Below are 14,701 nucleotides of genomic sequence, written 5' to 3'. Positions count from 1 at the left end.
GTCGGACCCGCAAGCCGGCAATCCAACAGACCTGAAAGAAAAAGTGGCAGCATGAGCACGAACAAACGCCGGCTCAATCTCAATGTCGGCATCAATACCACCGGATACCTCGCCAATGCCTGGAAATACAGGAGCGGAGACCGGCACGATATCAACGATATCGGCTATTACCGGCGACTGACGGAACTGGCTCACAAAGGCCGGTTCGACGCCGTTTTCCTTTCGGATCACCCGGCATTGCTGACCGACCCGACAAGCCGGCCGTTTCACACCATCGATCCGCTCATCCTTTCCACATCGCTTGCCGCACAGGTGCCGGACATCGGATTCGTGGCGACGGTGTCCTCCACCTATAACTCGCCCTATAATTTTGCGAGACGAACGCAATCCATCGATATCGTCACGGGCGGTCGGTTGATCGTCAACATCGTCTCCTCCTTCAATCCGAACGTCGCCGCCAATTTCGGCAACGACCCGCTGCCGCCGCGCAATGAGCGATATGCCAAGGCCACGGAATTTCTCGATGTCGCGAAAAAGCTCTGGTCGAGCTGGGATCCGCGCCGCGAAGGCGAGATACCGGAAGACCGCTTCTGGGATGCGGCGACGGCCGAGACCATCGATCACGAGGGGCAATATTTTCATGTTAAAGGCCCGCTCAACGTCCCTCGTGGACCGCAGGGGCACCCCGTCATCGCCCAGGCGGGCGCTTCCGAGGGCGGCATCGATCTGGCGGCACGTCATGGCGAGATTATCTATTGCAACATATTGTCCCGTCCCGCTGGCCAGGCCTTTGGCAAAAAGGTCCGTGACCGCGCAGTGTCTTTCGGCCGCGATCCCTCCGGCATCCGCATCGTTCCCGGCCTCGTCGTCATTCTCGGCGAGACGCGCGAGGAAGCGCTGCGCAAACACGAACTCTACAGCGGAACCGGCTCGGAAGACGGTCTTCTGGCACGCTTCGCCAAGGAAAACGGTATCGATCCCCGCGATTTCGATCCCGATGCGAAACTGGATGGCGAGCGCTTCATTCCCGACCAGAACCGGCAATGGGCTGTCGGCATGGGGCTTGGCCTTTCCGAACTGCTGACCCATGAAAAGCTCACCGCCCGCGAGGCCGTGCGGCGCTCGGAGGGGCATCACCGACTACTGCTCGGCACAGCGGAAGAGGTGGCGGACGGCATCATCGATCTCTGGCAGGACGGAACGGTTGACGGCTACACATTGCAGCCGCCCCGTGCCCCTGACGATATCGCCGAATTCGTCGAACAAGTCGTGCCGGTGCTGCAAGACCGCGGCGTTTATCCGCGCGAATACGAAGGCACGACCATCCGCGAAAGATACGGCCTGCCTCAACCGGACTGACGCTGTTCGCCTCGTTCGCCATTCCCACGCTCGGCGCAGGAATGGCGGCGTTGTGAACGCACTATTGAGCTGTTGCCACTTTCAAAACCGGCCTTTCGCCGGAAAGCTGCGGCAGCACAGAGGCGAAATCCGTCACGATCTGGCGATAATCTTCCGGCTGGAATTCATAGGGCAGTTCCAGACGGAATTCCGAGACAAACGGCAGAACGGGGTCGCGCGACAGCTTCTCCAGAATTTCATCCGTCGTCCCGACAATATCAGGCAGAAAAAGCGTGCGGCGCGCACCATGCGGCGTATGCGTGCGCTTGTCGCGCTCGGCCGCAAACTCCGCATAACGGCGGCGTGTCGCCGGGCTGGCACTGTCCGTCGGCAAAATCACGCGGCCAAGGGCGACGCGCGGCTGGCGCTCATGCGCCCATTCCTGCCGGAACCGAGCAACGAGGGCCGCCTGCGCCGTCAGAAAATCATCGGTATTTTCACCGCTGACGATATTGCCGGTCAGCAGATTGAATCCCGCCTTCCCCGCCCAGCGAGCGGAATTCTGCGATCCGCCGCCATACCACAGCCGGTCGGTCAACCCCTTGGCGAAGGGCCGAAGGCGCGGCACCTGCGCGCCCGCTGCATTGCCCGCCTCCGTTTCGCTGGACAGCGGTTCTGATCTCAAGGCCCTGGCGAGCTTCTCGGCGCGGGCATGGCTGTAATCCGCATCGGGCGCCGTATCGACATAATCCGAAATCAGATGGGCGAAGGGCGGCGCGCCGACAGAGACGCCGACATTCAACCGTCCGTGTGACAGCACATCCACGGTGGCGAGATCTTCCGCCAGCCTGAAAGGGTTTTCATAACCCAGTTGAATGACGGCGGTGCCGAGGCCAATCCGCTTGGTGCGCTGCGACGCCGCCGCGAGAAAGGTGGCGGCCGAGGACACGCCGCGTTCCAGATGGCGCTGGCGGACCCAGGCGCTATCATAACCCAGCGCCTCGCCGACTTCGAAAAGCTGCAGAGTTTCCTCCAGCCCCTGCGCAGGATCATCATCGTGATAGTTGCCGGGAACCAGAAAAGCAAAATGCGAGATACGGGAAATAGGCATGGTGTACATCCGGGAATGTTTGTTGAGGCATGATGAAGCTCAGACAGCGCAGGTGCGGCCATCATCCTGTACCGCGCATACCCAAGCAGAATGCACGATGACCGGCATCGCTGGCGCGGCATGGTCTTTTATAGTCCCGGCGATTTTTGAAAGATCGTTGCGCGATTCATTAGTCTACTAAAATTATAGATTAATCCTCAAGGAGCGGTCGCTTTGTCCCCTCTCCATCCTTTTAAATACGCCGACGTATCGAGCGCCGCGCGAATGCCCTTGATTTTCCTCCCCAACATGTAATACAGATTATCATACATGTTGACAAATAATGCATACATGTATGACATTGCAGCCACCACGAACGCTGCGATACCTGCATGAGGGAGGAATTATGATCATCACCGACGTCGAGGTCCGTGTTTTCCGCACGACGACCCGTCGGCACTCGGACAGTGCCGGTCACGCACATCCGGGTCCGGCGCATCAGGTGGAACAGGCCATGCTGACCATCCGCACGGAAGACGGGCAAGAAGGCCATTCCTTCACAGCGCCGGAAATCGTTCGCCCGCATGTCATCGAAAAATTCGTCAAGAAGGTGCTGATCGGCGAGGATCATCGCGACCGGGAACGCCTTTGGCAGGACCTTGCTCACTGGCAACGCGGCTCGGCGGCGCAGCTGACGGACCGCACGCTGGCGGTGGTGGACTGCGCGCTCTGGGACCTTGCCGGTCGCAGCCTCGGACAACCTGTATACAAGTTGATCGGCGGTTATCGCGACAAGGTGCTCGCCTATGGCTCGATCATGTGTGGGGACGAGCTGGAAGGCGGCCTTGCAACGCCTGAAGACTACGGCCGGTTCGCCGAAACGCTGGTGAAGCGCGGTTACAAGGGCATCAAGCTTCACACCTGGATGCCGCCCGTCAGCTGGGCGCCGGATGTGAAGATGGACCTCAAGGCCTGCGCGGCCGTGCGCGAAGCGGTCGGGCCCGATATCCGCCTGATGATCGACGCCTTTCACTGGTATTCCCGCACCGATGCGCTGGCATTGGGACGTGGCCTTGAAAAGCTCGGCTTCGACTGGATCGAGGAGCCGATGGATGAGCAGTCGCTCTCCTCCTACAAGTGGCTCGCCGACAATCTCGATATTCCCGTCGTCGGCCCGGAAAGTGCAGCTGGCAAGCACTGGCACCGCGCAGAATGGATCAAGGCCGGCGCCTGCGATATTCTTCGCACCGGCGTCAACGATGTAGGCGGCATCACGCCGGCGCTCAAGACCATGCATCTCGCCGAAGCCTTCGGTATGGAATGCGAGGTGCATGGCAATACGGCCATGAACCTGCATGTGGTCGCCGCCACCAAGAATTGCCGCTGGTACGAGCGTGGCCTCCTGCATCCCTTCCTCGAATATGATGACGGCCACGACTATCTGAAGTCTTTGTCCGACCCGATGGACCGCGATGGGTTCGTTCACGTTCCCGACCGGCCGGGCCTTGGCGAGGATATCGATTTCGATTTCATCGACAACAACCGGGTGAGATAAGGCTATGAAAACCGTGCTCGCCTTTGGAGACAGCCTCACCTGGGGCGCAGACCCGGCAACGGGTCTCCGCCACCGGCCTGAGCATCGCTGGCCGGAGGTGCTGGAGGCCGAGCTTTCCGGAATGGCGAAGGTTCATGCCGAAGGGCTAGGCGGACGCACCACCTGTTATGACGACCATGCCGGCCCGGCCTGCCGCAATGGCGCGCGAGCGCTTGAAGTCGCGCTTTCGTGCCACATGCCGCTTGATCTCGTCATCGTCATGCTCGGCACCAACGACATCAAGCCGGTGCATGGCGGTCGCGCGGAAGCCGCCGTTTCGGGCATGCGGCGGCTGGCGCAAATCGTCGAGACCTTCATCTACAAGCCGCGAGATGCAGTGCCTAAGCTTCTGATCGTCGCGCCGCCGCCCTGCGTCGCCGGCCCGGGTGGAGAGCCCGCAGGCGGTCGCGATATCGGACAATCACTACGGCTTGCGCCGCTCTATCACAAACTCGCCGCCGAACTTGGGCATCACTTCTTTGATGCCGGATCGGTCGCCAGCGCCTCGCCAGTGGATGGCGTGCATCTGGAAGCGCCGGCAACGGCTGCAATCGGCCGGGCGCTCGCCGCTCCGGTCAGAGACATTCTTGGCTGATCACACGAAGCCTGTGGAGGAACAGGCGCGCGGATCGAAACGTGGAAGGCCGTATGAACCGGCCGTATGGGAGGAAAAATGAGACATTTTCTTGCAACCGCAGCCCTCGGTGCACTGCTGATCGGCGCCGTGCCGCTCAGCGTCTTTGCCGAAACGCCGAAGGACCAGCTCATCGTCGCCACGACCATGAGCAATATCCTGACCCTTGATCCAGCCGCCATTACCGGCCGCGAGACGGTGCAGGTTCTGAATAATATCTACGACACGCTGGTCGTGCTTTCGCCCAAAGATCGCAGCGTCCAGCCCCGCCTTGCCGAACGTTGGGAAATCGGCGAGGATCGGAAATCGATCCGCTTCCACCTGCGGGCCGACGCCAAGTTCGCGTCCGGCAACGCCGTGACGGCAAAGGACGTGGCATGGAGCCTGAAACGTCTGCTCGCCCGCAATCTGGCGCAATCGTCTTTCCTCAAAACACGCGGTTTCAAGCTGGAGGATGCCGACAAGCTTTTCGTCGCCGAAAATGACCAGACCTTCGTGCTTAATATTCCGAAGCCTGATGATCCCAACCTGCTGCTGATGATTCTTGCACAGAATGGGCCCGGCTCGATCATCGACAGCCAGACGGCGCTTGCCAACGAAAAGGACGGCGATCTTGGTGGCGCGTGGCTGACGCTCAATTCGGCGGGCTCCGGCCCGTTCAAGCTGACCCAGTGGAAATCCAACGAATATATCATCCTCACCCGCAACGACGATTACTGGGGTGAAAAAGCCAAGATGAAGCGCGTCCTGATGCGCCATCTGCCGGAATCGCAATCGCAGCGGCTGATGCTGGAAAAGGGCGATATCGATGTCGCCTACTCCCTGCAGGCGCCGGACCTGAAGTCGCTCGAAGCCGACAAGACCATCGCCATCGAATCCACACCCGGCTCCGGTTTTTATTACCTCAGCGTTTCGATGAAAGACGAGCGCTTTGCGAACAAGAAAGTGCGCGAAGCCCTGCGTTACCTGATCGACTACGACGGCCTCGACAAGGCGGTCATGCCCTATTACGGCAAGCTGCATCAGCGCTCTCTCAGCACCGGTGTGATGGGCGCGCTGCCGGATCAGGGCTACAAGCTCGATATCGCAAAAGCCAAGGCGCTTCTGGCTGAAGCCGGTTATCCAAACGGTTTCAAGACGACGTTGCGCGTGCTCTCGGAAGACCCCTTCATGAAAGCGGCAACGGCCATCCAGAACACACTGGCCCAGGCCGGCATCCAGGCCGAACTGATCAGCGGTTCCGGCGACCAGATTTACGGCGCCATGCGCGAGCGCAACTTCGAACTGCTTCTCGGCCGCGGCGGCGGCGGTCAGCAGCCGCATCCGGACAACAACCTGCGCTCCATCGCCTATAATCCGAACAATGCGGACGACGCCAAGCTCACCAACTATCAAAGCTGGCGCACTAGCTTCTTCGATGAAAAGCTGAACAAGATGATCGAGGAAGCCCTTGTCGAGCGCGACGTGGCGAAACAGACGAAGCTCTACGAGGACCTTCAGGCCTATATGGACGAAATCGTCATGTCCATTCAACCATTCTCCGAAGTCGTCGACACCGCCGCTTTCCGCAGCGACATCAAGGGTATGATCGTCAGCCCCTGGCTCTCGCGCTTTGAAGAGGTGAGCAAGGAGCGCTGATCGGCTGCCATATCTGCAAGTAGGAGAAGGCGCGGCTAACCCCGCGCCTTTTTGCTGTAATGAAGCTCCATTCACCCAATGTGTTAGGCGCAAGCGAAGCCTCCGCACTCCGTAACGCCGGACGAGATCCGGGGTCTTGTGTGAGCAGCCTAAGCGCAGTTGGCGGCCCGCCCTCCCGCCGTAGCCATCCAAAAAAAATTGCCCGGCACTGAAGGCCGGGCAAGGAAGGAGGATTTTATTATTCGTGATGCCCCGGAGGAGGACGATCACGCTTTGGAAGGTGTCATGCGCCTTCATATTCCAGCGAGGCGCCGATCAGTTCGCGCGCATAGGGATGGGTCGCACCATTGCCGGCGATGGCCTCACGCGGCAGGATTTCGGTGATTTCGCCGCGCAGCATCACGGCGAAGCGATCGCACATGTGGTCGACCACGGCGAGATCGTGCGTCACCATGATATAGGTGAAGCCGCGCTCTTCGCGCAGGCGCTGCAACAGGTTGAGGATTTCGGCCTGCACCGAAACATCGAGCGCCGAGGTCGGCTCGTCGAGCAGGAGCAGCGACGGTTCAAGGATCAGCGCACGCGCAATCGCCACGCGCTGCCGCTGGCCGCCGGAAAGCTGATGCGGGAAGCGGTCCAGGAACGACACGGGCAGACCGACATCCGTAATTACCTTGCGCATGCGCTCTTCACGATCGCCCAGTTTATGGATGGCAAGCGATTCTCCGAGAACGGTGCGCACCGACTGGCGCGGATGCAGCGAACCATAGGGATCCTGAAACACCATCTGCAACGTGCGGCATCGCTCGATCAGCGGCATGTCGCGAACCGACTTTCCATTGATGAGGATTTCGCCGCTCCAGAAATCATTCAGCATCGACACGCAGCGCAACACTGTTGATTTGCCCGAACCGCTTTCACCGACCAGACCGAAACACTCGCCCGGCTCGACGCGAAAGGACACCGAAGGCAGCACTTTCAGCGCCGTGTGGCCGCTGCCGAAGGTGATGGAGAGATCGCGGGTTTCAACGGAAACGGCCATTATACTTTCTCCTCCAGCCATTCGGGGCGGCGATCCAGCACCGCAAGTGGCGCACGCGTGCCGCCAATCCGCGGCTGCGCCGCGAGCAGGCCGCGCGTGTAGGGGTGCTGCGCTTGATCGAGGTCGCGCGCGGCAAGCGTTTCCACCACCCGGCCGGCATACATGATGAGTACCCGGTCGCAGAAATTGCGCACGAGATTGAGGTCGTGGCTGATCATGATGAGACCGATGCCTTTATCCCGAACGAGGCCATCGAGAATATTCAGAACCTGCAGCCGCACCGTCACATCCAGCGCAGAGGTCGGCTCGTCGGCAATGACCAGATCAGGATCGGCAAGCAGCATCATCGCAATCATGACGCGCTGGCCCATGCCACCGGAAATTTCGTGCGGATATTGCTCGTAGACGCGCACGGCGTCGCGGATTTTCACCGCATCGAGCATGGCGAGCGCCTTTTCCCGGGCTTCCGATTTCGACGCCTTGAAATGGCGCAGATAGGTCTCCGTCACCTGATCGCCGACACGGCGGATGGGATTGAGAGAGAATTTTGGATCCTGAAGGATCATCGACATGCGCCGTCCGCGAACCTTCAGCATCTCCTTCTCACTGAGCGACAGAAGATCGACGCCATCAAAATCAAGCTTGTCGGCCGTTATCGTCGCCGATGGCAGGAGGCGCAGCAAAGCCCGGCCGACGGTGGACTTGCCCGAGCCGCTTTCGCCGACAATGCCGAGACGCTCCCGGCCAAGGGTGAAGGAGATGCCGCGCACGGCCTCGGTGGGCGAACCGCCATAACGGATGCGAAGATTTTCGACGTCGAGGATTGGTTTTTCCATGGCCCTATTTCCGGTTCATCTGCTTCGGATCGAGCGCATCCCGCAGGCCGTCACCCAGAAGGTTGAAGGCGAGGCTGACGGAAAGGATCGCAACGCCGGGGAAAGTGACGAGCCACCAGCTGTCGAGCATGTAACGGCGTCCGGTCGCGATCATCGCGCCCCATTCCGGCAGGGGCGGCTGCGCGCCAAGGCCTAGGAAGCCGAGGCCTGCGGCGGTCAGAATGACGGTCGCCATATTCAGCGTCAGACGGATCAGGACCGAAGGCAGGCACATGGGCATGATCGATTTTATGATGATACGCAGCGGCGAAGCACCCTGAAGCCTTGCGGCGGCAATGTAGTCCGCCTTGCGGAATGTCATCGCTTCGGCGCGTGCGAGCCGCGCGATCGGCGGCCATGAGGTGAGCGCGATCGCGATGATCGCATTGTTGAGGCTGGGTCCGAGCGCGGCCACGAAGGCGAGCGACAGGATGAGGCTCGGGAAAGACAGGAAAATATCCGTGATGCGCATCATCACCGTATCGAACTTGCCGCCGAGATAACCGGAGGCCGTGCCGACCAGCAGACCGACCGGACCGACGATGATCGACACCAGCGAGATGATGGTGAGAGTGATGCGCGCGCCCCACAGAAGGCGACTGTAAATATCGCGTCCAAGCTCGTCCGTGCCGAAGAAATGGCCGTTACCGGGCGGCTGCAGCGTCTTGGCGAGATCCTGCACGTAAGGATCATGCGTCGCAAGCCAGGGCGCGAAAATCGCCGCGATGACGAGAAGCAGCAATATCACCAGGCCGAAGGCCGATGTCGGGCTTTTCAGCAGGAAGACAATGATGTTCTTCAGCGCGTTCAAAGGCACGGGAAGACGCAAGGAAGTTTCTGCACGAGCCGTCATCAGCGGGTCCTCGGATCGAAAAAGCGGTACAGAATGTCGGACAGGAGATTGAGCCCGATGAAGATGACGCCGACAATAAGTACGCAGGTCATCACGGCATTCATGTCGCCGATGATAAGATTGCTGGTGAGATATTGGCCGAAGCCCGGCCAGGCGAAGACGGTCTCGATAAGGACAGCGCCTTCCAGCAGTGAGCCGTAAGCAAGGGCAATGATGGTGACGAGCTGCACGCGGATATTGCCGAAAGCATGCAGCCACACCGTCTGGCGTTGCGACAGGCCTTTGACGCGCGCAGTCGTCACATATTCCTGGCCCAACTGGTCGAGCATGAAGCTGCGCGTCATACGGGTGATATAGGCCGACGATGAATAACCAAGCAGAGCGGCGGGCAGGATGAGGTGATTGATGGCCGACCAGAAGACTTCCATATCGCCCGCCAGCAGGCTGTCGATGAGGAGGAAGCCCGTTCGTTCCTCCACGAGACCGATATAGAACTGGTCCATGCGGCCACCGCCGCCGACAAGCCCGAGATGAGCGTAAAAAACGATCAGCGCAATCATACCGGTCCAGAAAATCGGCATGGAATGGCCGAACAGGCTGAGCACCCGGACCAAATGGTCCTGCCAGCGGTCTTTCTTGACGGCGGCATAAACCCCCATGGGAATCCCGAGGCCGGCACCGATCAGGATCGCGAAGGTCGCGAGCTCCATCGTCGCCGGCATGACGCGTATGATATCCTGGATGACGGGCTGGCCCGTGCGGATCGAGGTTCCGAAATCGCCGGTGAACACGTCGCCGAGATAATAGATGAATTGTTGCCAGAGCGGACGGTCGAAACCGAGCGCATGGTAAACCTGCTCATAGGTTTCGCGGGTCGCGTCCTCGCCGACAATGGCCCGCACGGGATCAGCGGGCATCAGGCGGCCGATGAAAAAGGTCAGCAGCAGCAATCCGAGCAGCGTGACCGCAATACTTCCGATCTGGCCGGACAGGCCATACAGCGAAAGGCGTCTTTTTGGCATGGTTCCTCCCTTGCCAGAAGTCGATTGCACAAAATAACAAAGGCGCAATCCTGTCTGACAACTATTCGCAAGTTGTCACAGGTGTGGAGAGCTGTCAAGCATATGCCGATAAAATTGGTCCTGCGGCAGGCTTGGAAGATGACTGAAGCAGGCAACAACGCTGCCTTTCAAGACCGAGATTTCATCCGAAAACCAGCGGTTCTTTGCTTTGCCGGAGAAAGGAATCACACATATTGCCGCGATGACAAAAGCCTGTATTCTTCGCTTCGAACTGCCTGTGGAGATGCCGGTCTGGCACCGGCATATCTCCTGCTTCAAGGGGGAGGAAGACATGGCGGAAATGACACTTCTGGCATTTGCGATAGTTGCCTTTATCGGTATTGCCACACCTGGCCCGACGGTTTTGCTGGCGCTTGCGAATGGCTCGCGTTTCGGGGTTCGCCGCGCCTTGACAGGTATGGCTGGTGCGGTGCTGTCAGATTTCGTCCTGATCGGCGCGGTTGCACTGGGATTGGGAGCATTGCTCGCCGCCTCGGAGTTCTGGTTCGGCGTCGTCAAATGGGTCGGCGTTTGTTATCTCGCCTTCCTGGGCGTCATGCTTTTGCGCTCCAGAGGCTCGCTCGATGGCGCTCTTCAATCGGCAGACACTTCCGGGGCCACTTCCGCCCGCTCGATTTTCCTCAAAAGCTTCCTTGTGGCCGTAACCAACCCCAAGGGATATCTGTTCTTTTCGGCTTTCCTGCCGCAATTCATCGATCCGGCAGCACCGCAGATTCAGCAATATGCAGTGCTTGCGCTGGTTTTTGCCGGCATCGATTTCATCGTCATGTTCGGATATGCCCTGCTGGGCTCGCAAGCCGTCAGACTGTTGCGGAAGTCAAGGGCGTTATGGCTCGACCGCATTTGCGGCGGCGCACTTTTGACGCTTGCCGCCTCTCTGGCTTTCTGCCGACGGGCGAGCGCTTAACCTGCTGAGAAAGCTGAAATTTCCTAGTTATTCAGCGGCTGTACGGGAGCGCAAAAGCACCTTGTAGCGCTCAAGACTACCGCGCAGATGCGCCGCCATATATTGGCGGGCAGCATCGGCATCGCCTTCGATGATGGCGTCAACGATCTTCGCATGCTCCTCCTGGAGATGAAGATTGTAGTCCTTCGGACGGGAACCGGGCGCCGCCCCCTGTAATTCGCCACGCGGGATGATGCCGGAGCGGATGAGTTGAAGAAACTCGGGGAATCGCCTGTTCTGCGTCGCCTGTGCAATGGCCAGATGGAACTCGAAATCGGCATCCCGCGTCGGCAACCCGGCGGCGAGACAGTCGCCAACGCGCCGATGCGCATCGACAATCGACTCCACCTGCACGGCGGAACGGCGCGATGCCGCAAGCCCGGCGGACTCAACTTCGAAGACGGTGCGCAATTCCAGCAGTTCGATTACCGAGGAGATCCGCCCCACGGCGAGATCATTGAAAGGCACTTCCTTGGCCGGCTTCACCTCAATGGCAAAAACGCCCGCTCCCTTGCGGGCCTCAACGAGACCATCCGCGCGCAGAATGGCGATGGCCTCCCGCACCACGGTGCGGCTGACGGAATATTCACGTGTCAGCGCGCTCTCACTCGGGAGACGGTCGCCAGGACGGAACACGCCTTCAGATAAATCCCGCCGCAATGCGGAGCTGATTTTCGCCGCGAGCGATATTCCCGGCTTCGTGCTGCTCTCAACGTCCATTCCGGCCCACCTGTTTTAAACTTGTCTGGCATGTTAGCAAACACCCGCCACATTGCAAGGGCCGCGCTTCTCGCACCAACCTCGTTGCGAAGCGGCAATGTCGCAACAGCGGGATTTGCCCTCAGGCGGCCACCATGGCCGAACCGCTGGAAAAGCGGTTTCTGTACTCGCCCGGCGAGAGGCCGAGAATACGGTGAAATACACGACGGAAGGCAGCGGCATCCTCGTATCCCACCGACCAGGCAATCTGGTCTACCGAACGACGGGTGAATTCCAGCAGTTCCCGCGCCTTGCCGACACGAAGATGCTGGACATATTCGATAGGCTTCATACCGGTGGCGGCCTTGAAACGGCGAAGGAAGGTTCGCTCCTCAAGCCCGGCATGTGCGGCCATATCGGAGACACTGGTCGCCCGCCCGGCGCGCGCTTGCAGCCAGTGCTGTACCTTCAGGATCGGCTCGTCGCCATGCGTCAACCGCGGCGCAAAACTGCTGTAATGTCGTTGCTCCCGACCGGCGGGGTCGATCAGCAAGAACTTACCGGTCTCGATCATCACCGAAGGCCCAAGCAGCCGGTCAACAATGCGCAGACCAAGATCGGTCCATGCCATTAGCCCACCCGCCGTGATGATATCGCCGTCTTCGATGACGATCTTGTCTATCTCCAGGCGGATATCGGGAAAGCGCTCGCGAAACCGTTCCGCAAACAGCCAGTGGGTCGTGGCGGGGCGGCCGGCCAGAAGACCTGTCGCAGCGATGATGAAGGAACCGCCGCAACTGGCGGCCAGCGTCGCGCCCTGCGCATGCCGGTCTAGCAGCCAGCGGGCATAGGGCGCAGCCTCATCGATTTCGGCTGGCCCGGTCAGCCGGCCGGGTACGACGAAGATATCGGGATGCCCCGCCCTGCCCGGCTCGGTGTCATGACAACGGGAAAACTCACCGCCCTCACCCATGCTCCAGTGGCTGACGCGCAGTTTCGGCCCACCACGATCCTCTGAGAAGACCGACGCGATGGCAAAAAGATCGGTGATGCCGTGCACCATGGCGACCTGACAGTCCCGGTAGAGAACCAGACCGACTTCCAGCGCACTTCCCGCAACACCCGCCATGCCCCACATCCCCGTTTTGTCAGTTTCGGCTCGTTTTCTGTCAGAAGCGCCAATCCAGCCCCGGCTGTCTCCAGAGTATCTCTATTCCCACAGGACGCAAGCAAACCACCCGCAACAGGAGAGAGAGCCATGACAACGATAGTCACCAGAGACGGAACGCACATCTTCTACAAGGACTGGGGTTCGAAAGACGGCCAGCCCATCATCTTTTCCCACGGCTGGCCGCTCAGTGCCGATGCATGGGACGCGCAGATGGTATTCTTTGCCAATAACGGTTTCCGCACCATCGCCCATGATCGCCGCAGCCACGGCCGCTCCGACCAGGTCTGGCACAACAACACCATGGATCAATATGCTGACGATCTGGCCGAGCTAATCGAACAGCTCGATCTTCACGACATCATTCTCGTCGGCCATTCCACCGGCGGCGGCGAGGTGACGCGCTATATTGGCCGCCATGGTACGGCCCGCGTCGCCAGGATCGCCCTCATCGGCGCAGTACCGCCACTGATGCTGAAGACGGAAAGCAATGCCATCGGCCTGCCGATCGATGTTTTCGACGGCATCCGCAAGGGTACCTACGACAATCGCAGCCAGTTCTTCAGGGATCTGACCATTCCCTTCTACGGCTACAACCGTGAAGGTGCTGTGATTTCTGAAGGTATTCGCGACGAGTTCTGGCGGCAGGGCATGATGGGCGGCCTCAAGGGCCAGCTAGACAGCATCCGCGCCTTTTCGGAAAGCGATTTCCATCAGGACCTGAAGGCTTTCGACAAGCCAACGCTCGTACTGCACGGCGACGACGACCAGATCGTGCCGATCGGCGCTTCGGCGCTCTCCACGGTCAAGATCGTCAAACATGCGACCCTCAAGGTCTATGAGGGCGCCGACCATGGACTGACACAGACCCATCAGGACCGGTTCAACGCCGACCTTCTTGCTTTCATCAACGCCTGAAACCATCAGACAAAGGAAACATGTGACATGACACAGAATACGTTTCTCATCACCGGCGCGTCCGATGGCATTGGCGCTGTTTATGCCGAGCGCCTGGCAAAACGCGGCCACGATCTTATCCTCGTGGCGCGACGCGCCGAAAAGCTTAAGACGCTGGCCGAGCGGCTGGAGAAGGGTCACCAGATCGCTGTCAAGGTTCTGGCAGCAGACCTTTCACTGGCGGAAGACCTCGAAAGGGTAGAGGCACGGCTGCGCGAGGACCGGCGGATCACCGGTCTCGTCAACAATGCCGGTATTGCCGGAGACGGCGCTATCACGGAACTGGACCCGGCCCATGTCACGACGATGATCAATCTCAATATCCTTGCCGTCACCCGGCTTGCAGCGGCGATCGCACCGCGTCTTGCAGCAGATGGAAAGGGCACGATCATCAATATCACCTCGGTCACGGCCTTGATGCCGGCGGCATTTACCGCCGTTTATCCGGCGACCAAAGCCTTTGTGCTTGCCTTCACCGAGGCGCTGCACGCGCAGCTTTCCCCTTCCGGCGTGCGGGTTCAGGGTGTCCTGCCGGGCATCACCCGCACGGCCATCTGGGAAGAGGAACGTCTCGACGCCATTCCCGCCGCCATGGTCATGGATGCTCACGAGATGGTGGATGCAGCCCTGGCCGGTCTTGATCTGGGCGAGACGCTGACCATTCCTTCCCTGCCGGATACGGCAGACCTTGAAAATTTCCTTGCGGCCCGCGCTGCATTGAGGCCCAATCTATCGCATGCACATGCCGCCAGCCGGTATGGTGCAACCCAAACTGAATAGAGGGA

Annotated in this window: 14 protein-coding genes; 7 read left to right on the top strand and 7 right to left on the bottom strand. The window is 59.9% G+C overall.

Translation table 11 applies throughout. The features are described 5' to 3' along the window. Positions 1-51: 51 nt before the first annotated feature. A complete protein-coding gene (locus tag ACZ5A6_RS16410; RefSeq protein WP_035199544.1) occupies positions 52-1,359 on the top strand; it encodes an NtaA/DmoA family FMN-dependent monooxygenase in 1,308 nt (435 codons plus the stop codon). Between the two features lie 61 nt (positions 1,360-1,420). Here ACZ5A6_RS16410 and ACZ5A6_RS16405 read toward each other — a convergent pair whose 3' ends face one another. Next, a complete protein-coding gene (locus tag ACZ5A6_RS16405) occupies positions 1,421-2,449 on the bottom strand; it encodes an LLM class flavin-dependent oxidoreductase (RefSeq protein ID WP_112650856.1) in 1,029 nt (342 codons plus the stop codon). Between the two features lie 385 nt (positions 2,450-2,834). Between ACZ5A6_RS16405 and ACZ5A6_RS16400 the strand changes: the two genes are divergently transcribed. The 3 genes from ACZ5A6_RS16400 (at position 2,835) to ACZ5A6_RS16390 (ending at position 6,294) form a co-directional block, all read left to right on the top strand. Further along, complete coding sequence (locus tag ACZ5A6_RS16400; RefSeq protein WP_080801404.1) at positions 2,835-3,983, top strand: mandelate racemase family protein; 1,149 nt, start codon at positions 2,835-2,837, stop codon at positions 3,981-3,983. A 4-nt stretch (positions 3,984-3,987) separates the two neighbouring features. Continuing rightward, entirely contained in the window at positions 3,988-4,617 is a 630-nt protein-coding gene (locus tag ACZ5A6_RS16395; protein ID WP_019564774.1) for an SGNH/GDSL hydrolase family protein, read from the top strand. 78 nt (positions 4,618-4,695) lie between these two features. After that, on the top strand, positions 4,696-6,294 hold the full coding sequence (locus ACZ5A6_RS16390) for an ABC transporter substrate-binding protein (protein WP_003511152.1): 1,599 nt from the start codon (positions 4,696-4,698) through the stop codon (positions 6,292-6,294). A 283-nt stretch (positions 6,295-6,577) separates the two neighbouring features. Here the strand turns inward: ACZ5A6_RS16390 and ACZ5A6_RS16385 are convergent, their stop codons facing one another. The 4 genes from ACZ5A6_RS16385 to ACZ5A6_RS16370 are packed head-to-tail and all read right to left on the bottom strand — an operon-like array spanning position 6,578 to position 10,086. Beyond that, entirely contained in the window at positions 6,578-7,336 is a 759-nt protein-coding gene (locus ACZ5A6_RS16385; RefSeq protein WP_003511153.1) for an ABC transporter ATP-binding protein, read from the bottom strand. After that, the gene (locus ACZ5A6_RS16380; RefSeq protein ID WP_080801408.1) at positions 7,336-8,172 is read right to left on the bottom strand and encodes an ABC transporter ATP-binding protein; all 837 of its coding nucleotides are present in this window, start codon (positions 8,170-8,172) and stop codon (positions 7,336-7,338) included. Before ACZ5A6_RS16380 ends, ACZ5A6_RS16385 begins: the two co-directional genes overlap by 1 nt. A gap of 4 nt (positions 8,173-8,176) precedes the next feature. After that, complete coding sequence (locus ACZ5A6_RS16375; protein ID WP_003511156.1) at positions 8,177-9,064, bottom strand: ABC transporter permease; 888 nt, start codon at positions 9,062-9,064, stop codon at positions 8,177-8,179. Further along, positions 9,064-10,086 carry an ABC transporter permease gene (locus ACZ5A6_RS16370; RefSeq protein WP_003500347.1) on the bottom strand — a complete coding sequence of 341 codons (1,023 nt, stop codon included), beginning with the start codon at positions 10,084-10,086 and terminating at the stop codon, positions 9,064-9,066. The genes ACZ5A6_RS16375 and ACZ5A6_RS16370 overlap by 1 nt, the downstream gene beginning before the upstream one ends. Before the next feature lie 331 nt (positions 10,087-10,417). On the opposite strand from ACZ5A6_RS16370, the gene ACZ5A6_RS16365 reads away from it, so the two are divergent. Next, complete coding sequence (locus tag ACZ5A6_RS16365) at positions 10,418-11,053, top strand: LysE family translocator (protein WP_464111167.1); 636 nt, start codon at positions 10,418-10,420, stop codon at positions 11,051-11,053. 27 nt (positions 11,054-11,080) lie between these two features. Here ACZ5A6_RS16365 and ACZ5A6_RS16360 read toward each other — a convergent pair whose 3' ends face one another. Beyond that, positions 11,081-11,812, bottom strand: coding sequence for a FadR/GntR family transcriptional regulator (locus tag ACZ5A6_RS16360; RefSeq protein WP_003511162.1), 732 nt, complete (start codon positions 11,810-11,812; stop codon positions 11,081-11,083). Between the two features lie 121 nt (positions 11,813-11,933). After that, positions 11,934-12,920 (bottom strand): GlxA family transcriptional regulator, encoded by a 987-nt coding sequence (locus tag ACZ5A6_RS16355; RefSeq protein ID WP_464111166.1) that lies wholly within the window; start codon positions 12,918-12,920, stop codon positions 11,934-11,936. Between the two features lie 129 nt (positions 12,921-13,049). Between ACZ5A6_RS16355 and ACZ5A6_RS16350 the strand changes: the two genes are divergently transcribed. After that, entirely contained in the window at positions 13,050-13,877 is an 828-nt protein-coding gene (locus ACZ5A6_RS16350; RefSeq protein ID WP_013761690.1) for an alpha/beta fold hydrolase, read from the top strand. Positions 13,878-13,904: 27 nt separating this feature from the next. Continuing rightward, positions 13,905-14,696: an SDR family NAD(P)-dependent oxidoreductase gene (locus ACZ5A6_RS16345; protein ID WP_464111165.1), complete on the top strand. Its 792-nt coding sequence runs from the start codon at positions 13,905-13,907 to the stop codon at positions 14,694-14,696. Positions 14,697-14,701: the final 5 nt, after the last annotated feature.

This window comes from Agrobacterium sp. 6Ca8 (assembly GCF_055382765.1).
This window is presented reverse-complemented; position numbering and strand designations above follow the sequence as displayed.

What these genes read in the sequence shown, in the direction of transcription:
- ACZ5A6_RS16410 (WP_035199544.1), top strand. Translation starts at nt 52, where the DNA reads ATGAGCACGAACAAACGCCGGCTCAATCTCAATGTCGGCATCAATACC.
- ACZ5A6_RS16405 (WP_112650856.1), bottom strand. Translation starts at nt 2,449, where the DNA reads ATGCCTATTTCCCGTATCTCGCATTTTGCTTTTCTGGTTCCCGGCAAC.
- ACZ5A6_RS16400 (WP_080801404.1), top strand. Translation starts at nt 2,835, where the DNA reads ATGATCATCACCGACGTCGAGGTCCGTGTTTTCCGCACGACGACCCGT.
- ACZ5A6_RS16395 (WP_019564774.1), top strand. Translation starts at nt 3,988, where the DNA reads ATGAAAACCGTGCTCGCCTTTGGAGACAGCCTCACCTGGGGCGCAGAC.
- ACZ5A6_RS16390 (WP_003511152.1), top strand. Translation starts at nt 4,696, where the DNA reads ATGAGACATTTTCTTGCAACCGCAGCCCTCGGTGCACTGCTGATCGGC.
- ACZ5A6_RS16385 (WP_003511153.1), bottom strand. Translation starts at nt 7,336, where the DNA reads ATGGCCGTTTCCGTTGAAACCCGCGATCTCTCCATCACCTTCGGCAGC.
- ACZ5A6_RS16380 (WP_080801408.1), bottom strand. Translation starts at nt 8,172, where the DNA reads ATGGAAAAACCAATCCTCGACGTCGAAAATCTTCGCATCCGTTATGGC.
- ACZ5A6_RS16375 (WP_003511156.1), bottom strand. Translation starts at nt 9,064, where the DNA reads ATGACGGCTCGTGCAGAAACTTCCTTGCGTCTTCCCGTGCCTTTGAAC.
- ACZ5A6_RS16370 (WP_003500347.1), bottom strand. Translation starts at nt 10,086, where the DNA reads ATGCCAAAAAGACGCCTTTCGCTGTATGGCCTGTCCGGCCAGATCGGA.
- ACZ5A6_RS16365 (WP_464111167.1), top strand. Translation starts at nt 10,418, where the DNA reads ATGGCGGAAATGACACTTCTGGCATTTGCGATAGTTGCCTTTATCGGT.
- ACZ5A6_RS16360 (WP_003511162.1), bottom strand. Translation starts at nt 11,812, where the DNA reads ATGGACGTTGAGAGCAGCACGAAGCCGGGAATATCGCTCGCGGCGAAA.
- ACZ5A6_RS16355 (WP_464111166.1), bottom strand. Translation starts at nt 12,920, where the DNA reads ATGGCGGGTGTTGCGGGAAGTGCGCTGGAAGTCGGTCTGGTTCTCTAC.
- ACZ5A6_RS16350 (WP_013761690.1), top strand. Translation starts at nt 13,050, where the DNA reads ATGACAACGATAGTCACCAGAGACGGAACGCACATCTTCTACAAGGAC.
- ACZ5A6_RS16345 (WP_464111165.1), top strand. Translation starts at nt 13,905, where the DNA reads ATGACACAGAATACGTTTCTCATCACCGGCGCGTCCGATGGCATTGGC.